Origin of the sequence: Acinetobacter pittii ANC 4050, from assembly GCF_000399685.1 — a bacterium.
Lineage (GTDB): Bacteria > Pseudomonadota > Gammaproteobacteria > Pseudomonadales > Moraxellaceae > Acinetobacter > Acinetobacter pittii_E.
In genome coordinates this window covers 2,027,647-2,049,440 of the sequence record NZ_KB976987.1, presented here as the reverse complement: position 1 = coordinate 2,049,440, position 21,794 = coordinate 2,027,647, and the positions used below count along the sequence as shown (strand labels likewise).

Sequence of the window (21,794 nt, the reverse complement as noted above, 5' to 3'; positions counted from 1 at the left end):
AATGAAAGAGATGAGTAATAAGTTATGAAAATGTCACGTCGCGCATATGCTGAGATGTTTGGTCCAACGGTTGGTGATCGTATTCGCTTGGCTGATACAGAGCTTTTTATTGAGGTTGAGCAAGACTTAACGACCTATGGTGAAGAAGTTAAATTTGGCGGTGGCAAAGTCATTCGTGATGGAATGGGACAATCTCAACTTTTAGCTGATGAAGTTGCTGACACAGTCATTACTAATGCCCTGATTGTGGATTGGTGGGGGATTGTAAAGGCGGATGTTGGTTTAAAAAATGGTCGCATCTGGAAAATAGGAAAAGCTGGAAATCCAGATATACAACCTGACATTACCATTCCTTTAGGCGCTGCAACAGAAGTGATTGCAGGTGAAGGGCAAATTTTAACGGCGGGTGGTATTGATACTCATATTCACTGGATTTGCCCGCAGCAAGTTGAAACTGCACTTATGTCGGGTACAACAACAATGGTCGGTGGCGGTACGGGACCTGCGGCAGGAACTTCGGCAACGACAGTAACTCCTGGGCCTTGGCATATTGCAACCATGTTGCAAGCCATTGATGATTTACCTATGAATATTGGTCTATTGGGCAAAGGTAATTTGAGTTTGCCAGACCCAATTCGTGAGCAAATTAAAGCTGGGGTAATCGGGTTAAAACTACATGAAGATTGGGGCTCAACACCGGCAGCCATTGATAACTGCTTGAGTGTGGCAGACGAGTTTGATGTGCAGGTCGCTATTCATACCGATACTTTAAATGAAGGTGGTTTTTTAGAAGAGACTCTGGCTGCATTTAAAGATCGTACAATTCATACATACCATACCGAAGGTGCGGGTGGTGGACATGCACCCGATATCTTAAAGGCAATCGGACAAAGTAATGTATTACCGTCCTCTACTAATCCAACGCGACCTTATACGATTAATACCATTGATGAGCATTTAGATATGCTCATGGTTTGCCATCATTTAGACCCGGCAATTGCTGAAGATATCGCTTTTGCGGAAAGCCGTATTCGCCGTGAAACCATTGCCGCTGAAGATATTTTGCAAGATTTAGGTGCGATTGCCATGATGTCCTCTGACTCTCAGGCGATGGGCCGTGTGGGTGAAGTGATTATACGTACTTGGCAAACTGCTCATAAAATGAAAATTCAACGTGGCCCTTTAGAGGGTGATAATGAGTTCCATGATAATAATCGCGTTAAACGCTACATTGCCAAATATACAATTAACCCAGCCATTACCCATGGTTTAAGTCATGAAATCGGTTCGATTGAGGTTGGGAAACTTGCTGATTTGGTGTTATGGAAGCCTGCCTTTTTTGGCGTGAAACCCTCCATGATTATTAAAGGAGGCATGATTGCAGCGGCACCGATGGGTGACATTAATGCTTCAATTCCGACACCTCAACCCGTGCATTATCGTCCTATGTTTGGCGCCTATCCACGTGGTGTACATAACACCTGTATTACCTTTTTATCCCAAGCAGCAATCGATGAAAAAGTTGCTGAAAAATTAAATCTTAAAAAGTTAATTAGCCCATGTAAAAACACTCGTGCCATTAGCAAAGCTGATATGAAGCACAACACATATTGTCCGGTTATGCAGGTTCATCCTGAGACTTATGAGGTGAGGGCAGATGGTGAGTTATTAACATGTGAACCTGCTGATGTGTTACCCATGGCTCAGCGCTATTTCTTATTTTGATGAGTTTCATCGAGGTAATTTTCCTCATGACTTTAGATGTGAAAGAAACAAATAAGGAGAGAGAAGTTAAATGAAAATCTATACCCAACGTCTTGAAGATATTTCTCCTGATCAGACATTTGAAACGGTTGAACTGACTTTTGATACACGTCAAAAATCACGGTTTCGGGCAGCTTTAACAAGTGGCGTAGATATTGGTGCTGACTTACCGCGTACTGGTATTTTGCGTAGTGGCTCATATATTGCAACGCAAGAAGGTGATGTATTGCGTGTTGATGCCAAGCCTGAGCGTTTGATGCAAGTCACTGCTCAAACCGATTTTGATTTGCTTAAAGCTGCCTATCACTTAGGTAATAGACATGTACCATTAATGTTGACACCTACAGCTTTGTATTTTGAGCCTGATCATGTCCTTGCAGAAATGGTAGAAGGTCTAGGACTTACGGTGACAGAAACTGATTATCCGTTTGAACCTGAAAGCGGTGCCTATGCACAGCATAGTCATGACCATCGTTTAAGCCCAATTAAAGCTTTGCACCATGTCCATTCATAGTGCCGCACAATTACTTCAATTACTGACACTGTCTTCTACGGCATTGCCAGTTGGAGCGTATTGCTATTCACAAGGTGTAGAAACAGCCATTGATATTGGCTTAATACATGATGAAACCTCGGCGATTGCTTACTTTGAAGAAGTGCTTGAGATGCTGTTGGTGAGGTTTGAGTTGCCTATATTAAAACGTCTCATGCAGCATCATGATGACTTAGAAGAGTTCGTGGTTTGGGCAAATTTGTATAAGGCCAGCCGAGAAAGTAAAGAGCTGCTCGCTGAATCTCAGCAATTAGCATTTTCTTTAAATGCATGGATTAAAGATGTTTTAAAGAAAACAGTTGAGGTTAAAAAACAATTTGGTTTCGTGCCAGTCTATGCACAGCTCTGTGGCCGACTCGAACTCAACGACATGGATGTACTTACGGCTTATACCTTTACTGTGTTAGAAAATCAGGTTTTAGCAGCAGTAAAAACTGTCCCATTAGGCCAAATGGCTGGACAAAGAATTTTATGGCATTTGCATGGTTTGGTTCCGCAGGCGGTAGAGAAAGCTTTGAAACTCAAAGATGAGCAATTGAGCAGCGCTTTACCTCGTTATGCCATGCTGAGTATGAAACACGAAACACAATATTCACGGTTATTCAGATCTTAAGTTTAGGAAAAAAGGATAAAAATCATGACAGAGCGTAGTCCATTACGAGTTGGAATTGGCGGACCAGTAGGTTCGGGTAAAACAGCACTTACACTTAATTTATGTTTAGCCTTGCGTAATAAATACAATATGGCCGTGGTGACAAATGATATTTACACCAAAGAAGATTCAAACTTCTTAACCCGCAATGAGGCGATGTCACCAGATCGTATTGTGGGGGTAGAAACTGGTGGCTGCCCGCATACAGCTATTCGTGAAGATGCTTCAATTAACTTGGCTGCAATTGATGATTTGTGTGAAAAATTCGAAGGATTAGAGCTCATTATCATTGAAAGTGGTGGTGATAATTTGGCAGCGACATTTAGCCCTGAACTTTCTGATTTAACTTTATATGTGATTGATGTGGCTGGTGGTGAAAAAATTCCTCGTAAAGGTGGGCCGGGTATTACCAAGTCAGATTTACTCATTATTAATAAAACTGACCTTGCGCCAATGGTAGGTGCAAATCTTGATGTGATGGATCAAGATGCAAAACGCATGCGCGGAGAAAAACCATTCTTATTTTCAAACATGAAAACACAAGATGGTCTTGAGGAAATTATCCAATTTATTGAGAAACAAGGGCTGTTTAAAGCTTAAGGAGACATTATGAACTTCATAAAAAAATGGGGCATAGGGTTACTTGCTTTATTGCCAGCACTTGCAATGGCCCATCCAGGACATGATCACGTACATTCAGGATTCATGGCAGGCTTTATTCACCCCTTTACTGGGCTAGACCATTTAGTCATGGCCTTGGGTTTCGGTGTCTTATTGTGGTCAGCAGCTAAGCAGTGGAAAATTGCTGGAGTTATTACTTTAAGCGTGACCTTAATTGTAGGGTTCTTAGTAGGTGCTCAAGGTTTAGTCCCTGCAAATGTTGCTGAATACGGTATTGTAGCTTCTTTAATGGTTACAGCAATTGCATTATGGACAAAATCGAATAAGGTTTTACCTGTAGCGGCGGCATTACTTGCAAGCTTCCATGGTATTGCTCATGGGGTTGAGTTAGCACACGCAGGGCATATCGTGGCATTAGTAACTGGTATGATTTCAGCTATGGCTTTAATTTATTGTGGTGGATTAGCATTGGGTGCTGCGCTTACACGATATGTGCCATATGGCAAAAAAATTGTTGGTGCCTGTGCAGCAGTTGTTGCAGTGATTGGTTTGAGTTAATTAAAGCTTTTAGCGAAAAAGGTAGCTTAACGCTACCTTTTTATTGGTTTATTTTTTGGTAAAGCCCTGCGTGAACTGTACCAGCTTTTGTTGTTTTAACCTGTTGCCATGTTGAAGGAAGATGAAGCTGAGATAAATCTCGGTCAGCTTCAACATAAATATATCCATTTTTTTTAATATGTGGCTCGGCCAAGTTAGATAGCTCTTGCCATAAATCAAGGCTATAAGGTGGATCTAAAAAAACCACATCAAATTGTTCTTTTAAACGCGGTAAAGCTTGTTGAGCAGTTGCATTAATCAAATGACAGTTTTGGGCTTTTAAGAGTTCAATATTATCTTTTAAAAATTTTGCCTGCGTCTTATCGGGTTCAATCATATAAACCGAAGCAGCCCCGCGTGACAATGCCTCAAAACCTAATGCACCAGAGCCTGTACAGATGTCGAGAACCTGAGCATTTTGGATATCCCACATGAGCCAGTTAAACAGAGTTTCACGTACTCTATCCGGAGTTGGACGTAAACCATCAATGCTAGCGAAGGGAAGTACTCGTCTTTTCCATTCGCCTCCAATAATGCGTAATTGATTTTTCATTATTCATCGACCTCATTGGTAGCAGGACGAGCAGGAATCGTTTGTGGTGTTGATGCTGCTGCAGGCTTGTTTGAAGTCACTGGTGCTGGACTAGAACTTTCCCCACCGCTTGGCAGTTCACCAGGTTTAATTCCTGCTGTCATTAGTCCACCATTGACTTGGTGATTTGCTGGGCGAATCGGATTTTTCTTACGCGTTAATAGCCAGTAATCAAATACAGGTCGTGCAAGTTGTGCAGCAGAACCACCATGACGGCCGTTCTCCCAAATCACGGCAATCGCGATTTCAGGTTTATCGGCAGGGGCAAATCCAACGAATAAACCATGATCAAGCTGACGTTCGCTCAAGGCTGCTTCGTTATAGCGTTTACCTTGCGCAATACTCTTAACCTGTGCTGTTCCTGTTTTTCCTGCAATTTGATATAGAGGAGTGCGAATACCTCTACCAGTACCTGACTGAATTACATCAATCATGGCATCGCGCATTTGAATCCAATCTTCGTCGGTTCCGTTAAAGTTAATTTTCCCATCAGGTGCATTACGCACAGTAAATGGTTTTGCACCATGAGTTGCGCGTAAAACATGAGGCGTAACGTGGGAACCATGGTTTGCCGTAATCGCAGTTGCCATGGCAAGTTGTATCGGAGTGGCTGTAAAAGCACCTTGACCAATACTGACTGAAATAGTTTCCCCCTTCATCCATTTCGCTTTACGCGTACGCATTTTCCATTCAGGATTTGGATAAAGACCTTCACTTTCACTTGGTAAATCGACACCTGTTTTTTGACCAAACCCGAATTGACGCATCCATTGGTTCATTTGATCAATACCCATTTGATGGGCAAGAATATAGAAATAGGTATCACATGACATAATAATGGCTTTATGCATGTTGACGATGCCATGACCAGATTTTTTCCAGTCACGGAATTTATGTGAATCACCTGGTAGGTGGAAATAACCGGGGTCAGAAATTGCCGTTGACCAGTCCACTATGCCGTAGTGTAAACCACCCATAGCTTCCATTGGCTTAATGGTAGAACCGGGCGGATATACACCCTGTACAGCGCGGTTATAAAGCGGTTGATCTAAATTATCACGCAGTGAACTATAGTCAGTATGGCTAATTCCTGTCACAAACAAATTAGGGTTGAAGCTTGGGCTAGACACTAATGCTAGAATTTCGCCAGTACGAGGGTCGATGGCTACAATAGCTCCACGACGACCTGCAAGCTGTTGAGATGCGACAACTTGTAAACCGTAATCTAAAGATAAATAGAGGTCATTACCGCGGGTAGGGTCTTTACGGCCTAAATGGCGTAATACGTTGCTATGGGCATCTGCCTCAACAGATTCATAACCCGGTGTACCGTGCAGTAAATCTTCATAGCTTCTTTCAACACCAATCTTTCCAATCAGGTTGGTTCCAGCATATAAGTCTTTATCAATACTTTTTAATTCTTTATCGTTGATACGCCCGACATAACCAATCACATGTGCAAATAATTCACCATGTGGATAATAACGGGTCATTTGTGTCTCAATTCTTACACCCGGAAATTTATATTTAGCTTCACTAAATTTGGCAATATTTGCTTCAGTCAAATTAAGTTTAATTGCTACACGTTCAGTTTTACGGGCAGTTTTTATACGACTTTTAAAACGGTCAATATCTTCTTGTGTTAAATCCAAAATAGGTTGTAGTTGTTCAACCACGCCATCAACATCTTCTACGTCTGTTTTACTTAAAGTTGCTGTAAAAACAGGGTAGTTATCTGCCAGTAAGACACCATTTCTGTCATAGATATAACCACGAGCAGGTGGAAGTGGCTGCAAGCGAATTCGGTTTTTGTCGGATGCAGTTGAGAATTCGTCATAGTGGAAAATTTGCAGATAAGCGTATCGGCTAATCAGCACTAATAAGCAAACGATAACAAGACCTACGGCAAAAAAGATTCGTCCTCGATAAATGCGCTTTTCTTGCTGGATATCTTTTAAAGGAAAGTGCTGCTTCATAAGGATCGACTTAATGACATAGGGTAAGAAAAATAGCTGCTTATTCTAACGCAAGAGCGTTTAAAATATTGCATAATTTTCAAAGTTTCATTGTATTTTAATAAGATACTTTTTGACTTTGCAGACAACAAAATTCTAGATACTTGTATATAAGAAGCAAAATAATTCTGTTAAAGTCTCTCATTCAATAGAATAGGGTTGTTCTCACCATACGATTAGGGAAAATGGAGAAAATAATGAGAAAAATTTATCCCTTACTTGCAGTTTTGACGGTAAGTAATTGGGCCTATGCTCAAGACTACTCGTTTCTTCCAGAAGCAAAATTAGCAGATCATAAAGCATCTACTTGGAATGTGGGTGCCGGAGTTACTCAAAAATTATTACATCTTAATGGTGAATGGGTAAACCCGTATGGGATTGCTTATGCAAAAGCCGGTGCATTTTTGAATGGTGACAAAACTGTCGGTGGACAAGTTGGTTTTAGATATCCTTATTATCTTACTGGCACAGACAAAAATGGTTACTATATCGGTTTCTATGCTGGGCATCTTGATAGTAAAGAAGTCGATGGTGATTTTAAATCCCGTTTAGGTGCGGGTGTTGATTTGGCCTATGTGTGGTTAAATTCGGAAAGAATTAGCACTTTTAGTGTAGGTATCGGTGCGGCTGAAAAATTAACGGACCAGAACGGAAATGTTGCTGCAGATACTAAACCACAAATTCAATTTTCTTATTCTCTAAGTTTTGGTTTATAAAACAAAGCAGTTTATCGTTAACTCGCCATAAGCAGAGCACAAATAAATACGAGAGTCTTACATGTTAGAGTACGTCAGTGGATTGTGGCAGATCTTTTTACACAGACCTGATTTTTGGGCCGTTTTGAGTATTATTCCCGTAACGGCTTTTGTCACATGGGCACATGTGTGGATGGCTTTAAAAATGGTATTTTACCCAATTAAGTTTTGGGGATTCCATTTAGGACCATTGCCAGTAGGTTGGCAAGGTATCGTGCCACGTAAAGCAGGACGTATCTCAGGTATTATTACCGATAACACTTTATCTAAATTAGGTTCATTGCGTGAATTTTTAGAAGCAATGGATCCTGAAGATATGGCACGCATTATTGGTGAACAAGTTGGTTTTGAACTTGAACATCTCATTGATGAAGTCATGATCGACCGTAATGCTGTACTTTGGGAAAACTTACCCTATTCAATTAAACGCCGTATTTATGCTCAAGCACATAAACAATTGCCGGGTGTGTTAAAAGAATTAGTGACTGAGCTGACCATGAACGTTGAGTCACTGGTTAACATGCGTGAAATGGTGGTGAGCCAGATGGAAGGTGATCGCCGTTTAATGGTACGTATGTTCTTAAAGGTTGGTCAAAAAGAAATTAACTTTATTTGGCATATTAGTGCACTCATTGGAATGTTTTTTGGTATTTTCCAAATGGTGGTTTGGTTTGTCGTACCATGGCACTGGACAGTACCATTTTGGGCTGCAATTTGGGGCTTTTTAACCAACTGGATCGCAATCTGGATGGTATTTAACCCAATTGAACCGCATTATATTCGTTACCCACAAATTTTTAGATTAACAAAAGATCGTAAGTTTCCTTGGATTGTACCAGTTCTTCGAATTGGGACCTATAATGTCCAAGGTGCTTTTATGAAGCGTCAAGAGGAAGTTTCAGATGTGTTTTCTAGTGTGGTTACAGAAGATCTGATTACGTTAAAATCAATTATGACCGAAATGATGTATGGGCCGCGTAAAGATAAAACCCGTCGTATTGTCAAGCGTCATATTAACGAAATCATGGAAACACCATTAGTTCGCACCTCTTTACAGCTTTCTTTAGGGCCAAGAGAGTACGCAAGATTAAAGACGGACTTGATTGATCGTTCAATTGAAATTACGATGGGACCCGTATGTGACCCAGCACTGAACGCAAGCCGGGCACAGAAGATTTTTCAAATGTTTAAAGAGCGTATTCGCGAACTGACACCAAAAGAATTTCAGAATTTATTGCGTCCTGCATTTCAGGAGGATGAATGGATTCTTATTGTACTAGGTGGGGTAACCGGATTTATTGCTGGTACAATACATTTGTTTGTGGCTTTCTTATAATTCGATGTCAGGCAGGATCTATTGAAGATTAACGAGACTTTTTCTGCCGGACTTCATATTCATTGTTTTAAATGAGGATGTTTTTTATGCGCATTATTTTACTCGGACCACCTGGAGCAGGCAAAGGGACTCAGGCTCAGTTGATCTGTAAGCGCTACAATGTCCCACAAATTTCAACCGGTGATATGCTCCGTGCTGCGATTCGTGAAGGTACTGAATTAGGTCTAAAAGCTAAAAGTGTAATGGAATCTGGTGGTTTGGTTTCAGATGAACTTATTATCGGTTTAGTAAAAGAACGTATTGCTCAACCTGACTGTGCAAATGGCTGCATTTTCGATGGTTTCCCACGTACTATTCCACAAGCTGAAGCTCTGGAAAAAGAAGGGATTAGCATCGATCACGTGATTGAAATTGATGTTCCTGATGAAGAAATCGTAAAACGTCTTTCTGGTCGTCGTCAGCATCCAGCTTCTGGTCGTGTTTATCACACTGTATACAATCCACCTAAAGTGGAAGGTAAAGATGATGAAACTGGTGAAGACCTTGTTCAACGTCCAGATGACCAAGAAGAAACAATCCGTAAGCGTTTAGCGTCTTATCACACTGAAACAGAGCAATTGGTTGGTTTCTACCAAGGCCGTGCTGCTTCTGGTGAAAATGCGCCAACTTATGACAAGCTTGATGGTTTGCGTACAATTGAAGATGTACAAAAAGATTTGTTCAACATCTTAGACAAATAATTTAATATTGTTTGTGATAATGAGCCCTCTTTGTGAGGGCTCTTTTCTTTCCTTAAGTGCAGGAGAACAATATGAAAGTCATATTGATTTTGGTGGTATTGCTGAGTCTAGCACTATTAATATTTTTGGCTTTTCAAAGCTACAAAATGCTAAGACAGGTACAAAAACAAGCGAAAGAAGAGCGCAATGAGAAAAAGCGTCTAAAGTAAGTTTGATTGGGTATGTCCCTATACCCAACCATATTTTTAAGCTTCAATATTTTTAATGGCAATTTGCTTTTGTGCGCCAAATTCAAAGCGATCAGGCCAGTTACAGACATCTGCAACTACACATTCCGCACATTTAGGTTTACGGGCAATACAACAGTAACGGCCATGTAATATCAGCCAGTGGTGTGCATCTATAATAAATTCTTTAGGAATGACCTTTACTAAACGGTGCTCAACCTCAAGAACATTTTTACCTATTGCTAAACCAGTTCGATTCCCCACACGGAAAATATGGGTATCGACAGCCATAGTCGGTTGTCCGAATGCTGTATTTAAAACCACGTTGGCTGTTTTACGCCCCACACCCGGTAAAGCTTCTAAGTCTTTTCTGTTGCTTGGCACTTCACCGTTAAACTGCTCCATTAAAATCTTACAGGTTTTAATGACATTTTCGGCTTTTGCGTTATAGAGGCCAATTGTCTTGATATATTCTTTTAACCCATCTACGCCTAAGTTATAGATTTTCTCGGCGGTATTCGCCACGGGGTAGAGCTTATCTGTTGCTTTATTAACACTTACGTCGGTCGCTTGAGCTGACAACATAACTGCAATAAGTAGCTCAAATGGAGAGGAATATTTTAATTCGGTTTGAGGTGAAGGTCGTTGTTCGCGAAGACGTTCAAAGAAAATTTGAATCTGCTTTTTCGTCATATTCTTGACGGCCATTCAGACCTCCTGTAATTGCATGAGTTGCTGTTGCAGTTCTTCAAGTTGAAGACGCTTTTTAGCATCTTCACGAACACTGAGCTGTTTTTCCAGTTTCTTAATTTGTGTACGAATTTTCGCTAACTCAATTGTAGTTTTCGCATCAGTCAATACAACTTCTTTGGGTTTCTCGATGAGTTCAATTGATGGTACTTCATCAAGTGCCTGAGAAAACTGAGCAAATAATTGGGTATCAATTTCAGCACGTACTACAGGCCCTTTACGGTGAGTACGACGCTTTTCTTCTCGTTGAATGTGTGCGTAATAACGTTGTCTTAAGTCATTTTGCTCAGCAATACGCTGTTGTTCATTTGGTAATGCTTGGGTGTCTTCGACCAAATCAATGCAATCGACTGGACAAGGTGGAATGCATAACTCACAACCCGTACATAAATCCGTCAAAATGGTATGCATGAGCTTACCACTTCCAATAATAGCATCTACAGGGCAAGCACTAATACACTTGGTGCAACCAATACATTCATCCTCACGAATAATTGCTTTCATTCGCTGTGGGCGGCCATCGGCTTGTACAGGCCATACGCTAGTTTCAGCGGTTAACACAGGGCGATTTAATAGATTTGCGAGTGCATCGGCTACAGGTTGGCCACCTGGAACACATTTATTTGCTTCTTCACCTTCAGCAATCGACTTTGCGTAGGGTAGACATCCATCACGATGTCCACATAAACCACACTGAGTCTGTGGCAATAACGCATCAATCTCGCGTATGAGAGAAATAGATGAATTCATAGTGGGCAAATAGCTTGGTTAAAACGATGCGATAATGAAGAAAAACCTAAGTAAGGTCAATGGATTTTAACGAATTTATTGGCTTTTTGATTGACCTAAAATGTAGCTAATATTGCACAATAATAGATCAATAAAAATGAAAAGATAAATTAATATTTCTTATTTTTAAGTAGTTTTTCTAAAAATAACTTTTTGATAATTAAGGTAAATAAAATAATTTAAAATAAGTATTGTTAAAATTGATGGAAAGGGATTTAATATTTTGCTGCTAAATGATGCATTTAAAAATGTATTGCACCAATTTAATTCATTACTATGCTGAGGACCGTGCATTGAAATACAACAATCTGAATGAATTCCTGAATTACGTGCAAGCGCGTGATCCGCATCAACCTGAGTTCTTGCAAGCTGTCGAAGAAGTGATGACAAGTTTGTGGCCATTTATTGAAAAAAATCCAGAATATGCAGAGCAGGGATTGCTAGAACGTTTGGTTGAGCCAGAACGTGTGATTCAATTTCGCGTTTCATGGATGGATGATCAAGGTCAGACTCAAGTTAACCGTGCTTTCCGCGTTCAATACAATTCAGCAATTGGTCCATTCAAAGGTGGTATGCGTTTCCATCCATCGGTCAACCTATCTATTTTAAAATTTTTAGGTTTTGAGCAGACTTTTAAAAATTCACTTACTACCTTACCAATGGGCGGTGGTAAAGGTGGTTCAGATTTTAACCCTAAAGGTAAATCTGATGCTGAAATTATGCGATTCTGTCAGGCACTCATGATTGAGCTTTATCGTCATTTAGGATCAAATACGGATATCCCTGCGGGTGACATTGGCGTGGGTGCACGTGAAGTCGGTTATATGGCGGGCATGATGAAAAAGCTGAGTAACGACACCGCTTGTGTTTTTACTGGTAAGGGTATTTCATTTGGTGGTAGCTTAATGCGTCCAGAAGCTACAGGCTATGGCACGGTTTATTTTGCAGAAGAAATGCTAAAAGCACGTGGACAATCTTTTGCCGGTAAAACTGTTTCAGTTTCAGGTTCTGGTAATGTTGCTCAATATGCAGCAGAGAAAGCCATGTTCTTAGGGGCAAAAGTGGTTACCTTGTCGGACTCAAACGGCACAGTTTATGTAAAAAATGGTTTTACAGATGAGTTACTTGCCGAAGTCATGGAACTGAAAAATATTAAACGTGGTCGTATTTCCGAGTTTGCTTCTAAGCATGGTTTTGAATATTTTGAAGGAAAAACACCTTGGCATATTCCTGTTGATATTGCTTTACCATGTGCTACACAAAATGAATTAACAGGTGAAGATGCTAAAACGCTTATTGCAAATGGTGTAGTTTGTGTAGCTGAAGGGGCTAATATGCCGTCTACCCTTGAAGCAGTTGAACACTTTATCGAAGCTAAAATTTTGTATGCACCAGGAAAAGCTTCAAATGCGGGTGGTGTAGCAACATCTGGTTTAGAAATGTCTCAGAATGCAATTCGTTTAAGCTGGACACATGCTGAAGTCGATGAGCGTCTACATGCAATTATGAAAAATATTCATGCTAACTGTGTAAGATATGGTACCAAAGAAGACGGTACTGTGAATTATGTAGACGGTGCCAATATTGCTGGCTTTGTAAAAGTTGCTGACGCGATGCTTGCACAAGGCATCTATTAAAATATAGAAATAAAAAAATCCGATGCAAAAGCATCGGATTTTTTTAGTTTAAAAACTTATTTTTTAGGTTTCTTAACTAACTCTTGCTCTACAACCATATCTAATACATCTGCTTGACTAGATTGATCTGCTGCTGGGTTTTTTACGTCAAAACGTTTTACACGTAAAATTACGCGTTGATCTGGTTTATGTTCAAAACCTTCGATTTGACCGTAATATAATGACCAGTTTTTGTCAGCGTAAGTTTTAACGCCTTTGTCATCATATTTGACTTCACGAACTTGCATACAAGTTTGTGGTGCAACACCCGTACAAGATTTAGTTTGTGGAGCTACTTCAAGGAAAATAGTTTTTCCTTCAGATTGATATTTTGCTTCAGGTGTCATTTTACCAGTAAAGGTATATTTTTGGCCTTGAGCATCAGACACTGTCAATGTTGGTTGATCAGCATTTGTTGTATTGAGTTCAAACGGAATTGCACGTTTTTGGAATAGGCTGCTAGAAAATTGTTCCTGTTTCATTAAAGCAGGTTCACACGCCATCATCGTCGACATTACGTCAGCTGTTACGATGGTATTGTTTTCAACTTTCCAAGTTGTTCCTTGGCGGTTACAACCCGTTGCGATAGATAAACGGTCATTTGTAAAGTTAAGAACGATTGGTTTTTTAGTATTTTCAGGCTGATATGACCAAGAGTAGTCTGTTAAAGCTTGAGTATTTACTGCTTTTTGACCTTGGAAAATGTGCTTTTGTCCAGTTTTATCTGTCACGCTTAAAATCACCTGACCATTATTGTTGCTAATTTCGATTGGTAATTTCGCTTCATTAAAGAGGCTAGTAGAAAGTTGCTCTTGTTTCATTAAATCATCTTGGCAAGCCATCATCGTTGAAACAAGATTTGAAGTAACAAGTTGGTTACCTTCAACTTTCCAAGTACCGCCTTGGCCATTACAACCTGTATTGATTGCTAATTTACCATCTGCACTAAAGTTAAGAATAAGTGGCTTAGAAGCTTTTACATTTTGATAAGTCCATGCATATTCACCTAAAGTGCTTGCAAGGTTTTGTTGTTGCTCAGATACAATTGGAGCAGGAGTATTAGTAACTGTTTGACACGCCATCAAAGAAAAAGGTAACAACGCAAGAATTAAATATTTAATTTTCATTTAAAAACTTCAAGTAAAAAAACAACAGTAATAAGCTTAAAACATTCTTAAAAAAAGAAAATGTAAACATTTGATTGTTTCGGTTTTTAAAATGTATAAGTTTGTAAATTATTCGAATTTTCAACAAAAATAATGGTATACCCCGAAAACGGGTATTTGCTAATAATTAATCAAAACGATAAATGTCCATTCCTAATGAACCCATTGTGAAGCTACTATGAACAATCGTAAAACGATTGCCTGTCCCCATAGCAAAGAACAAAGGTGCAAAATGTTCAAGACTAGGGTGATTGCGTTTTACATACGGCAGTGATTGCCATTCCAATACGCCATCATAATCTTGATGTGAAAGTTTATTAACTACTGTATTTCTAAACGTCGATGCCCATTCAGGAACTTTAGAGTGGTCTCCTTGCCAAGATAACTCTGCAAGATTATGAGTAATACTTCCCGAACCAATGAGTAAAATTTGTTTATCACGTAAAGGGGCTAGTGTTTGTCCTATACGATAAATTTCTTGCGAACTTAAATTTGATGGCAAAGAAATTTCAACCACGGGAATGTCTGCATCAGGATACATATGTAATAGAGGCATCCATACGCCATGATCACGAGGACGTGTACTATTGGCATGTGCAACAAAGTGTGCATCTGCCAATAATTTTAAGATTTCTTCTGCAAGTTCTGGTTGGCCAGGTGCACTATAGCGAATTTCATATAACTCTTTAGGAAATCCGCGGAAGTCATGCCACGTTTCAGGACGAGTTGAAATGCTCACTTCAAGTGCTTTACTTTCCCAGTGAGCAGACATCACGATAATTGCTTTTGGTATAGGCAAATTTATACCTAAACGGTGTAGAGCAGGTCCCACCTGTTCCGGATCAAGTGCAAGCATGGGCGAGCCATGGGAAATAAACAATCCGGGAAGCGTTTGTAGTTCCATTTCATTACACCTGATTTGAAAAGCAGAATAATAGTTATTATGCCAAAATCAGGACATGTTAAAAGTATCCAGATTTCAACGGATTGTTCTTAAAATGAAACGTTTGTTCCTTTTATGCACGATGATAAGGGTGATTATGATTAATACTCATCGCCCGATATAGTTGCTCGATTAATAAAACACGTACCAAAGGGTGAGGCATCGTAAGTTTTGAAAGTGACCAATGCCATGCGGCAGCTTTACGTACTTGATCTGATAAACCATCTGGGCCGCCAATTGCGAGAGCTACATCATTACCTTCAAGCATCCACTGTTTCATTGTCTCAGCTAATTTTTCTGTACTGAGTTCACGACCACCAACTTCTAGAGCAATTAAAGTTTCATTCGGTTTCAAAGCATTTAAAATACTTTCACCTTCAACTTGGCAATATTTTAAAATATCTGCTTCTGAATCATTCTTACTACGTTTGGCCATAGGCAGTTCAATGACTTGGGTTTGAACAAAAGGTTGGATGCGTTTGAAATAATCTTCAAAACCAGTAAGAACCCAAGCAGGCATTTTTTGACCAATGGTCAGAATACGAATTTTCATATTGTCTATTCATTCAAAAACAGCTGGCGCATTATACCTGAGGAATGAAAGCAACTGATGATCTTAAAAGACAGGCATAAAAAACGCAGTCCAAAAAACTGTGTTGGACTGCGATCAAATGATCATCTGTCTGGAGTTCAGATGATCATAGAGAATAAAAACAAGGTTATCTATAAAAGAAGAGATAACGAAGAATACTTAAAGTAATTAAATACTCTTAATACCTATTATGAGGATGGTTGGATATTTTTCAATCAAATTGTGTAACAAAAAAAAGAGAGCCGAAGCTCTCTCTTTTTTATTTTTAATTAGTGACGTGCTGCTTTTGAACCTTCCACCGGTTTCACAATCGGTGTTTTAGGCAAAGGCTTTGGCATCGAAACTAATGCTAAAGGTAAGATGTCATCAATACTTTTCACAGCTTTGATTTCCAAACCTTCTTTAACATTCGCAGGAATTTCTGCCAAGTCACGAACGTTATCTTGAGGAATAAAGACAAGCTTGATTCCACCGCGGTGTGCTGCAAGAAGTTTTTCTTTTAAGCCACCAATACGCATTGCACGACCACCTAAGCTTGTTTCACCAGTCATTGCAATATCAGGACGAATTGCAATACCTGTAAATGCTGATACAAGCGCAGTTGTTAATGCTAAACCAGCAGATGGACCATCTTTTGGTGTTGCACCTTCAGGTAAGTGAACATGTACATCAGTTTCTTCAAAACGAGAAGCTTCAATACCTAATTCATCAGCGCGTGTACGTACTAAAGTCATTGCGGTAGTAATAGATTCTTTCATAACGTCGCCGAGTGAACCGGTCGTAATGAATTTACCTTTACCTTTGACAGCTGCAACTTCAATAGTAAGTAATTCACCACCTACAGATGTCCAAGCTAGACCATTGACGCGTCCTACTTGAGCTTCATCTTCTGCAATACCAAAGTCAAACTTGTGTGGACCTAAGTATTCTGGAAGATTGGCAGAAGTCACATCAAGCTGTAAGTTTTTAGACTTTTTACTTACGGCTTCTTTTACTACCTTACGTGCAATTTTAGACACTTCACGTTCTAAATTACGTACACCAGCTTCACGTGTGTAGCGTTGAACAATGTCACGAATCGCTTCTTCATGGATTGTTAACTCTTTTGCACGTAGTCCATTGTTCTTAATTGCTTTTGGAACAAGGTAACGTTCAGCAATGTTAACTTTTTCATCTTCGGTATAACCCGGTAGACGAATCACTTCCATACGGTCTAGCAATGCTTCTGGAATATTCATACTGTTTGCAGTACAGATAAACATCACTTCAGATAGGTCAAGATCAAGATCTAAATAGTGATCGTTGAACTTATTGTTTTGTGATGGATCTAATACTTCAAGCAATGCAGAAGCAGGATCGCCACGGTAGTCTTGCGCCATCTTGTCAATTTCGTCGAGTAAGAACAATGGGTTCTTCACGCCAACTTTTGTTAAAGATTGCACGATTTTACCTGGCATCGCACCAATATAAGTACGACGGTGACCACGAATTTCAGCTTCGTCACGTACACCACCGAGTGCCATACGAACAAACTCACGACCTGTTGCTTTCGCTACAGACTCACCAAGTGAAGTTTTACCTACACCCGGAGGGCCTACTAAACATAGAATCGGACCTTTGAGCTTTTTAACACGTGACTGAACAGCTAAGTATTCAACAATACGATCTTTAACGTCATCTAAGCCGTAGTGATCGGTATCGAGAATTTCCTGTGCTTTCGCAAGGTTAATACTTACTTTGCTCGCTTTATTCCACGGCGTATCTAAAATTACTTCTAGATAGTTACGTACAACAGCAGCTTCACTAGAGGCAGGTTGCATTGCTTTAAGCTTACGGAACTCAGCTTCAGCTTTTTTACGTACGTGTTCAGGTAAATCAGCTTCAGCAAGACGTTTCTCTATTTCAGCAACGTCATCTTCAGCACCGCCATTCATGTCGGAAAGTTCACGTTGAATGACTTTCATTTTTTCATTTAGAAAGTATTCACGTTGGTTTTTTTCCATTTGGCGTTTTACGCTGTCATGCAAAGTTTGTTCAATTTGCTGTTCTGCAGATTGATTTACCAAGTAGTTCATCAGCTCTTGCAAATGTGCTTCAAACTCATCGTACTCTAAAAACTTCTGTTTAATTTCAATATTTAGAGGCACACGTGTTGCTACGAAGAACATGAGTTGTAGCAAGTCTTCAATTTTATTAGCCGCAGCAACAAGTTCACGCGCATTACGTAATTTTGCTTCAGCATATTGAGCAAATAAAGTACGTAACTCTTGCAAACGAGTTTCTTGAGTAGCTTTATCTACGTTAATTGTCATTGGACTTAAGCTGTGCTCAGCAGTCAAATGACTATCTTCATCGATAATTTTTTCAAGTTTAGAGCGATGTAAACCTTCAATAAGTACTTTAATGCAGTTTTCATCATTCTCATGATTTACGACTTGAACAATCTTAGCGACAGTTCCGTACTGATAAAGGTTATCGTGATCAATTTCTTCTGTAAGCGAATCTTTTTGCGCAACTACAAATACTAAATTGTCACTGTTACGAGCCACATCAACTGCATTGATCGATTTTTCACGACCCACGAATAACGCAATTTGCATGTGTGGATAAACCACGACATCGCGCAACGCTAAAAGTGGTAATACACTTGGAACCTGAGGCTCTAAGTCAGTTTTTTCATTCATAATAAGTTCAGACATGGGCACTCCTAATGAGTGACAACGAGGTTGCCATGTTTTTTATAGTGATGTGTATTTTAAAAATTACAAGGGCCTTACTAGAGAAAATGTGGAAAAAATGACTAATTTAGTCAACTTTTTTTGAAAAAATAAGAAAATCATTGGTTTAATAGAGTTGAACAATAAAATTATTTTGATATCAATAAAGCATCTAAATTTAATAATCTTATCTATATTTTTTATTAAAGTCATGTGCTTAGAGTTCTTATTTAATAGTTTTTATTGAATGAAAAAAACGCTATAGAAGAAAGTAGCTAATGCTAAGATAAAAGTTTATAGATGTGTTTGGGTAATTTATAACAATCATTAAAATAGCGTATTTAAAATTTATTATTTTGCTTAAACTTAATTAATAATTTTTAGAGTATATATTCTAATGTGGTGAGATAATAAACCATCTCTAGTGCATATATTGTTAGCTTTTTATTTTTTATTAATAAATAAAATTGAATATTTTAATTAAAAGAGCATTTGTATATTAATTGGAAAATAAATTATTTATATAAACTAATTTATAGTTATTAATTTTTATTTTTTAGAGTATATATTCTATAGTTACCCAATGTTACTTAATATGAACATTTAGATACATTTTAGTCTTTATTTCTCTTTTTTTAATAATAATCAAATGCTTAATATTTGTATTAATTCTATTATTTTGTGATATGTTTCTCGTTTTTGCTCAATTTCCCCAACTCTACATTTACCTTAAAAAATTATTCCATTAGGATGCCGCCTCTTTTTTCCGCTCACAAAAAAACTAAAAATGTTTTTTAACAACATTTTTAGGAGTCCTTGTTTTTGATATTTGTCTGAGAAGTTTTATGAATAAAGTATATAAAGTAGTTTGGAATGCTTCGATCGGAGCATGGGTTGCAACATCTGAACTTGCGAAAGGTAAAACAAAGACTAAATCAAAAACTTTAAATGTATCGGCTGCTATTTTTGTGGGAGCAATTAGTTTTTCTGCTACTGCTTTTGCAGCGACAAATACAGAGGGAGGACTTGGGGCCGGAACTTCTATTTCCGGTACTACTTCTTGTCGTGAGGGTGGTGCTAATACTGCAAATACAAAAGATATTGCTATTGGTTGTGGAGCTCAAACTCAAGATAGAACAAGCTCAAATATTGCAAACCGTAATAACCCATATAACAACACAACAGGTCCTTATGCAGGAGCACTTAAACAAGGGGGATCTGTGAGTGTTGGTACGGGAGCCGTAGTTGAGAAAGGCTTGGGAACCGCAATTGGTTCTTATGCAACGACTCAAGGTATTTCAGGGGTTGCCATTGGCACTGGAGCATTATCTTCTGGAAACACTGCTCTTGCAGTTGGGCGTCAGTCAGCTGCAACTGCTGATTTTTCACAAGCAATTGGTAACGTAGCAGCAGCGACAGGTAAGGGGTCATTAGCGATTGGCCACTCTGCAACAGCAGAAGGTTATCGCTCAATTGCTATTGGTTCACCTGATATTGAAAATGCAGATGCTGTGGCGGGGCAAGCTGGCGCAGCTTATCAACCTAAAATGGCAACGAAAGCCACAGGTAAAGATTCAATTGCATTTGGTGGCGGTGCTGTTGCTACAGAAGAAAATGCTTTAGCGCTTGGTGCTTTTTCAGAGTCAAAAGGTAAAAAGTCAGTAGCAATTGGTACTGGGGCAAAAGCTCAAAAAGATAATGCCGTTGTAATTGGTGACCAAGCTGAAGCAGCTTATGAAGGTGGGGTTGCCATCGGCAAAGGGGCTCGTTCAGAAGCAGAAAATAGTATTGCTCTGGGTAAAGATTCAAAGGCAACTCAAGCAACTGGCGCAAGTTTTTTAACTAAAAAACCTGCACCAACTGGTGTATTGTCTGTTGGTGATGTTGGTAATGAACGCCGTATTCAGAATGTTGCGGATGGTGCAGCTGATTCAGATGCCGCTACAATTCGTCAGCTAAAAGCTGCTCGTACCCACTATGTCAGTATTAATGATTATGGTCAGCAAGGCGGCAACTTTGAAAATGATGGCGCTACTGGACTTAATTCTATTGCAGTGGGTGTTAATGCTTCTGCAAGGGGGCGTGATGCAGTAGCAGTAGGTGGGAATGCACAAGCTTCAGGTTCTGGTGCTATTTCAATGGGAAGTAGTAGCCAATCCGTAGGTCGTGGTGATGTAGCTATTGGCCGTAACGCATCGACTAAAGGTGCTGAAGGGGTCAATAGTAATCAATCGATTGCGATTGGTGATCAGACCAAAGCAATTGGAGATCAGTCTATTTCGATTGGTGCAGACGTGATTGCCCGTGGTAACTCATCTGTAGCAATTGGTGGTGATGATGTTGATAAAATCGCACGTGATGCTGAATTAAGTAAAACTTATACTGAAATTACGGGTGGTGTACTTAAAGCTGGTCAATATCCGACAACAGAAGCCAATCATGGTTCAACAGCTGTTGGTGTTCAGGCTGTAGGTACAGGTGCATTTTCTTCTGCTTTTGGTATGACTTCTAAAGCGACTGGTGATGCTTCCTCTGCATTTGGTGTCATGTCAAATGCCTCTGGTAAAGGTGCAGCTGCATTTGGTGCTGTTGCACAAGCTACTGGTGATGGTGCTTCGGCAATGGGGATTAACTCATTTGCTTCAGGTATAAATTCAACAGCAATTGGTTCAGGCAATAATCCTGGTGAAGGGGCGAAAGCAACTGGAAATAGCTCAGCTGCAATTGGTAGTGGTGCTCAAGCAACGGGTGACAATGCAGCAGCTATTGGTAAAAATGCTAAAGCTGCAGGTAAAAACTCAGCCGCAATTGGTGGTGGTGCAATTGCTGATCAAGAAAACGCTGTTGCTGTAGGCCAAAATGCTCAGTCTATGGTGAGTGGTGGTGTTGCGTTAGGTGCACGTAGCCGAGTAGAAGCTGAAAATAGTGTTGCGCTTGGTCAAGATGCTGTTGCAACCCAAGCTAAAGGAAATTCATTTCTTACAAATCGCGACGCATCTATGTCTAATGGTGTGATCTCTGTTGGTTCCGCAGGAAAAGAGCGCCGTGTTACCAATGTTGAAGATGGGTCAGCAGACTCAGATGCGGTTACAGTTCGTCAGCTTAAAAATGTGGATGGCCGTGTTAATCAAAATACCCAAAATATTACGAATTTAAATCAAAAGTTTAATGATACAAAAACTGATTTGGGTAACCAGATTGCTGATACCAACAAGAACTTGAATGATGCCAAGAAAGATTTGGGCAACCAGATCACGGACACCAACACCAAGTTAAATAATACAAAAGATCAGCTCACGACCCAGATTA

The 21,794-nt window shown here is 39.6% G+C and carries 19 protein-coding genes; 11 read left to right on the top strand and 8 right to left on the bottom strand.

Translation table 11 applies throughout. The features are described 5' to 3' along the window. The first annotated feature begins 24 nt into the window (after nucleotides 1-24). From ureC to ureJ, 5 genes are all read left to right on the top strand, one after another. Entirely contained in the window at nucleotides 25-1,725 is a 1,701-nt protein-coding gene (gene ureC / locus F931_RS13450) for an urease subunit alpha (protein WP_016141886.1), read from the top strand. A gap of 70 nt (nucleotides 1,726-1,795) precedes the next feature. After that, nucleotides 1,796-2,278 (top strand): urease accessory protein UreE, encoded by a 483-nt coding sequence (gene ureE, locus F931_RS13445; RefSeq protein ID WP_016141885.1) that lies wholly within the window; start codon nucleotides 1,796-1,798, stop codon nucleotides 2,276-2,278. Then, entirely contained in the window at nucleotides 2,265-2,930 is a 666-nt protein-coding gene (gene ureF, locus F931_RS13440) for an urease accessory protein UreF (protein WP_016141884.1), read from the top strand. Before ureE ends, ureF begins: the two co-directional genes overlap by 14 nt. Before the next feature lie 24 nt (nucleotides 2,931-2,954). Further along, nucleotides 2,955-3,569, top strand: coding sequence for an urease accessory protein UreG (ureG, locus tag F931_RS13435; protein ID WP_002117800.1), 615 nt, complete (start codon nucleotides 2,955-2,957; stop codon nucleotides 3,567-3,569). 9 nt (nucleotides 3,570-3,578) lie between these two features. Further along, a complete protein-coding gene (ureJ, locus tag F931_RS13430; protein ID WP_016141883.1) occupies nucleotides 3,579-4,148 on the top strand; it encodes a HupE/UreJ family protein in 570 nt (189 codons plus the stop codon). Nucleotides 4,149-4,188: 40 nt separating this feature from the next. On the opposite strand, the gene rsmD is transcribed toward ureJ, so the two are convergent. Continuing rightward, a complete protein-coding gene (gene rsmD, locus F931_RS13425; protein WP_016141882.1) occupies nucleotides 4,189-4,740 on the bottom strand; it encodes a 16S rRNA (guanine(966)-N(2))-methyltransferase RsmD in 552 nt (183 codons plus the stop codon). Next, complete coding sequence (gene mrdA / locus F931_RS13420; RefSeq protein WP_016141881.1) at nucleotides 4,740-6,755, bottom strand: penicillin-binding protein 2; 2,016 nt, start codon at nucleotides 6,753-6,755, stop codon at nucleotides 4,740-4,742. The genes rsmD and mrdA overlap by 1 nt, the downstream gene beginning before the upstream one ends. A 236-nt stretch (nucleotides 6,756-6,991) precedes the next feature. On the opposite strand from mrdA, the gene F931_RS13415 reads away from it, so the two are divergent. The 4 genes from F931_RS13415 to F931_RS22110 all read left to right on the top strand — a co-directional run bounded on the left by F931_RS13415 (nucleotide 6,992) and on the right by F931_RS22110 (nucleotide 9,834). Then, nucleotides 6,992-7,510: a hypothetical protein gene (locus F931_RS13415; RefSeq protein WP_016141880.1), complete on the top strand. Its 519-nt coding sequence runs from the start codon at nucleotides 6,992-6,994 to the stop codon at nucleotides 7,508-7,510. A gap of 61 nt (nucleotides 7,511-7,571) precedes the next feature. Further along, nucleotides 7,572-8,885, top strand: coding sequence for a DUF445 domain-containing protein (locus F931_RS13410; RefSeq protein ID WP_016141879.1), 1,314 nt, complete (start codon nucleotides 7,572-7,574; stop codon nucleotides 8,883-8,885). 86 nt (nucleotides 8,886-8,971) lie between these two features. Further along, on the top strand, nucleotides 8,972-9,625 hold the full coding sequence (gene adk, locus F931_RS13405) for an adenylate kinase (protein WP_002117671.1): 654 nt from the start codon (nucleotides 8,972-8,974) through the stop codon (nucleotides 9,623-9,625). Nucleotides 9,626-9,696: 71 nt separating this feature from the next. Further along, nucleotides 9,697-9,834, top strand: a complete 138-nt coding sequence (locus F931_RS22110) for a hypothetical protein (RefSeq protein WP_334311806.1) — start codon at nucleotides 9,697-9,699, stop codon at nucleotides 9,832-9,834. Between the two features lie 36 nt (nucleotides 9,835-9,870). Here F931_RS22110 and nth read toward each other — a convergent pair whose 3' ends face one another. Further along, complete coding sequence (gene nth, locus F931_RS13400; protein ID WP_016141877.1) at nucleotides 9,871-10,560, bottom strand: endonuclease III; 690 nt, start codon at nucleotides 10,558-10,560, stop codon at nucleotides 9,871-9,873. Continuing rightward, nucleotides 10,561-11,352 (bottom strand): RnfABCDGE type electron transport complex subunit B, encoded by a 792-nt coding sequence (gene rnfB, locus F931_RS13395; RefSeq protein WP_016141876.1) that lies wholly within the window; start codon nucleotides 11,350-11,352, stop codon nucleotides 10,561-10,563. A gap of 272 nt (nucleotides 11,353-11,624) precedes the next feature. Here rnfB and gdhA point away from each other — a divergent pair, with 272 nt between their 5' ends. Next, on the top strand, nucleotides 11,625-13,028 hold the full coding sequence (gdhA, locus tag F931_RS13390) for an NADP-specific glutamate dehydrogenase (protein ID WP_016141875.1): 1,404 nt from the start codon (nucleotides 11,625-11,627) through the stop codon (nucleotides 13,026-13,028). Between the two features lie 56 nt (nucleotides 13,029-13,084). On the opposite strand, the gene hslJ is transcribed toward gdhA, so the two are convergent. From hslJ to lon, 4 genes are all read right to left on the bottom strand, one after another. Then, nucleotides 13,085-14,194, bottom strand: a complete 1,110-nt coding sequence (gene hslJ / locus F931_RS13385) for an META and DUF4377 domain-containing protein (protein WP_016141874.1) — start codon at nucleotides 14,192-14,194, stop codon at nucleotides 13,085-13,087. A 166-nt stretch (nucleotides 14,195-14,360) separates the two neighbouring features. Further along, the gene (locus F931_RS13380) at nucleotides 14,361-15,137 is read right to left on the bottom strand and encodes a DODA-type extradiol aromatic ring-opening family dioxygenase (RefSeq protein WP_016141873.1); all 777 of its coding nucleotides are present in this window, start codon (nucleotides 15,135-15,137) and stop codon (nucleotides 14,361-14,363) included. A 112-nt stretch (nucleotides 15,138-15,249) separates the two neighbouring features. After that, nucleotides 15,250-15,729: a 23S rRNA (pseudouridine(1915)-N(3))-methyltransferase RlmH gene (rlmH, locus tag F931_RS13375; protein WP_016141872.1), complete on the bottom strand. Its 480-nt coding sequence runs from the start codon at nucleotides 15,727-15,729 to the stop codon at nucleotides 15,250-15,252. Nucleotides 15,730-16,037: 308 nt separating this feature from the next. Further along, complete coding sequence (gene lon / locus F931_RS13370) at nucleotides 16,038-18,467, bottom strand: endopeptidase La (protein WP_016141871.1); 2,430 nt, start codon at nucleotides 18,465-18,467, stop codon at nucleotides 16,038-16,040. 863 nt (nucleotides 18,468-19,330) lie between these two features. Between lon and F931_RS13365 the strand changes: the two genes are divergently transcribed. Continuing rightward, on the top strand, nucleotides 19,331-21,794 hold a 2,464-nt coding region (locus F931_RS13365; RefSeq protein WP_016141870.1), incomplete at its 3' end, for an ESPR-type extended signal peptide-containing protein.

Excerpts from the sequence above, each read along its gene's own strand:
- F931_RS22110 (WP_334311806.1), top strand. The coding sequence starts at position 9,697 with ATGAAAGTCATATTGATTTTGGTGGTATTGCTGAGTCTAGCACTATTA.
- gdhA (WP_016141875.1), top strand. The coding sequence starts at position 11,625 with ATGATGCATTTAAAAATGTATTGCACCAATTTAATTCATTACTATGCT.
- ureC (WP_016141886.1), top strand. The coding sequence starts at position 25 with ATGAAAATGTCACGTCGCGCATATGCTGAGATGTTTGGTCCAACGGTT.
- rnfB (WP_016141876.1), bottom strand. The coding sequence starts at position 11,352 with ATGAATTCATCTATTTCTCTCATACGCGAGATTGATGCGTTATTGCCA.
- adk (WP_002117671.1), top strand. The coding sequence starts at position 8,972 with ATGCGCATTATTTTACTCGGACCACCTGGAGCAGGCAAAGGGACTCAG.
- F931_RS13380 (WP_016141873.1), bottom strand. The coding sequence starts at position 15,137 with ATGGAACTACAAACGCTTCCCGGATTGTTTATTTCCCATGGCTCGCCC.
- hslJ (WP_016141874.1), bottom strand. The coding sequence starts at position 14,194 with ATGAAAATTAAATATTTAATTCTTGCGTTGTTACCTTTTTCTTTGATG.
- F931_RS13410 (WP_016141879.1), top strand. The coding sequence starts at position 7,572 with ATGTTAGAGTACGTCAGTGGATTGTGGCAGATCTTTTTACACAGACCT.
- mrdA (WP_016141881.1), bottom strand. The coding sequence starts at position 6,755 with ATGAAGCAGCACTTTCCTTTAAAAGATATCCAGCAAGAAAAGCGCATT.
- ureE (WP_016141885.1), top strand. The coding sequence starts at position 1,796 with ATGAAAATCTATACCCAACGTCTTGAAGATATTTCTCCTGATCAGACA.
- F931_RS13415 (WP_016141880.1), top strand. The coding sequence starts at position 6,992 with ATGAGAAAAATTTATCCCTTACTTGCAGTTTTGACGGTAAGTAATTGG.
- ureG (WP_002117800.1), top strand. The coding sequence starts at position 2,955 with ATGACAGAGCGTAGTCCATTACGAGTTGGAATTGGCGGACCAGTAGGT.
- ureF (WP_016141884.1), top strand. The coding sequence starts at position 2,265 with ATGTCCATTCATAGTGCCGCACAATTACTTCAATTACTGACACTGTCT.
- nth (WP_016141877.1), bottom strand. The coding sequence starts at position 10,560 with ATGGCCGTCAAGAATATGACGAAAAAGCAGATTCAAATTTTCTTTGAA.
- lon (WP_016141871.1), bottom strand. The coding sequence starts at position 18,467 with ATGTCTGAACTTATTATGAATGAAAAAACTGACTTAGAGCCTCAGGTT.
- rlmH (WP_016141872.1), bottom strand. The coding sequence starts at position 15,729 with ATGAAAATTCGTATTCTGACCATTGGTCAAAAAATGCCTGCTTGGGTT.
- rsmD (WP_016141882.1), bottom strand. The coding sequence starts at position 4,740 with ATGAAAAATCAATTACGCATTATTGGAGGCGAATGGAAAAGACGAGTA.
- ureJ (WP_016141883.1), top strand. The coding sequence starts at position 3,579 with ATGAACTTCATAAAAAAATGGGGCATAGGGTTACTTGCTTTATTGCCA.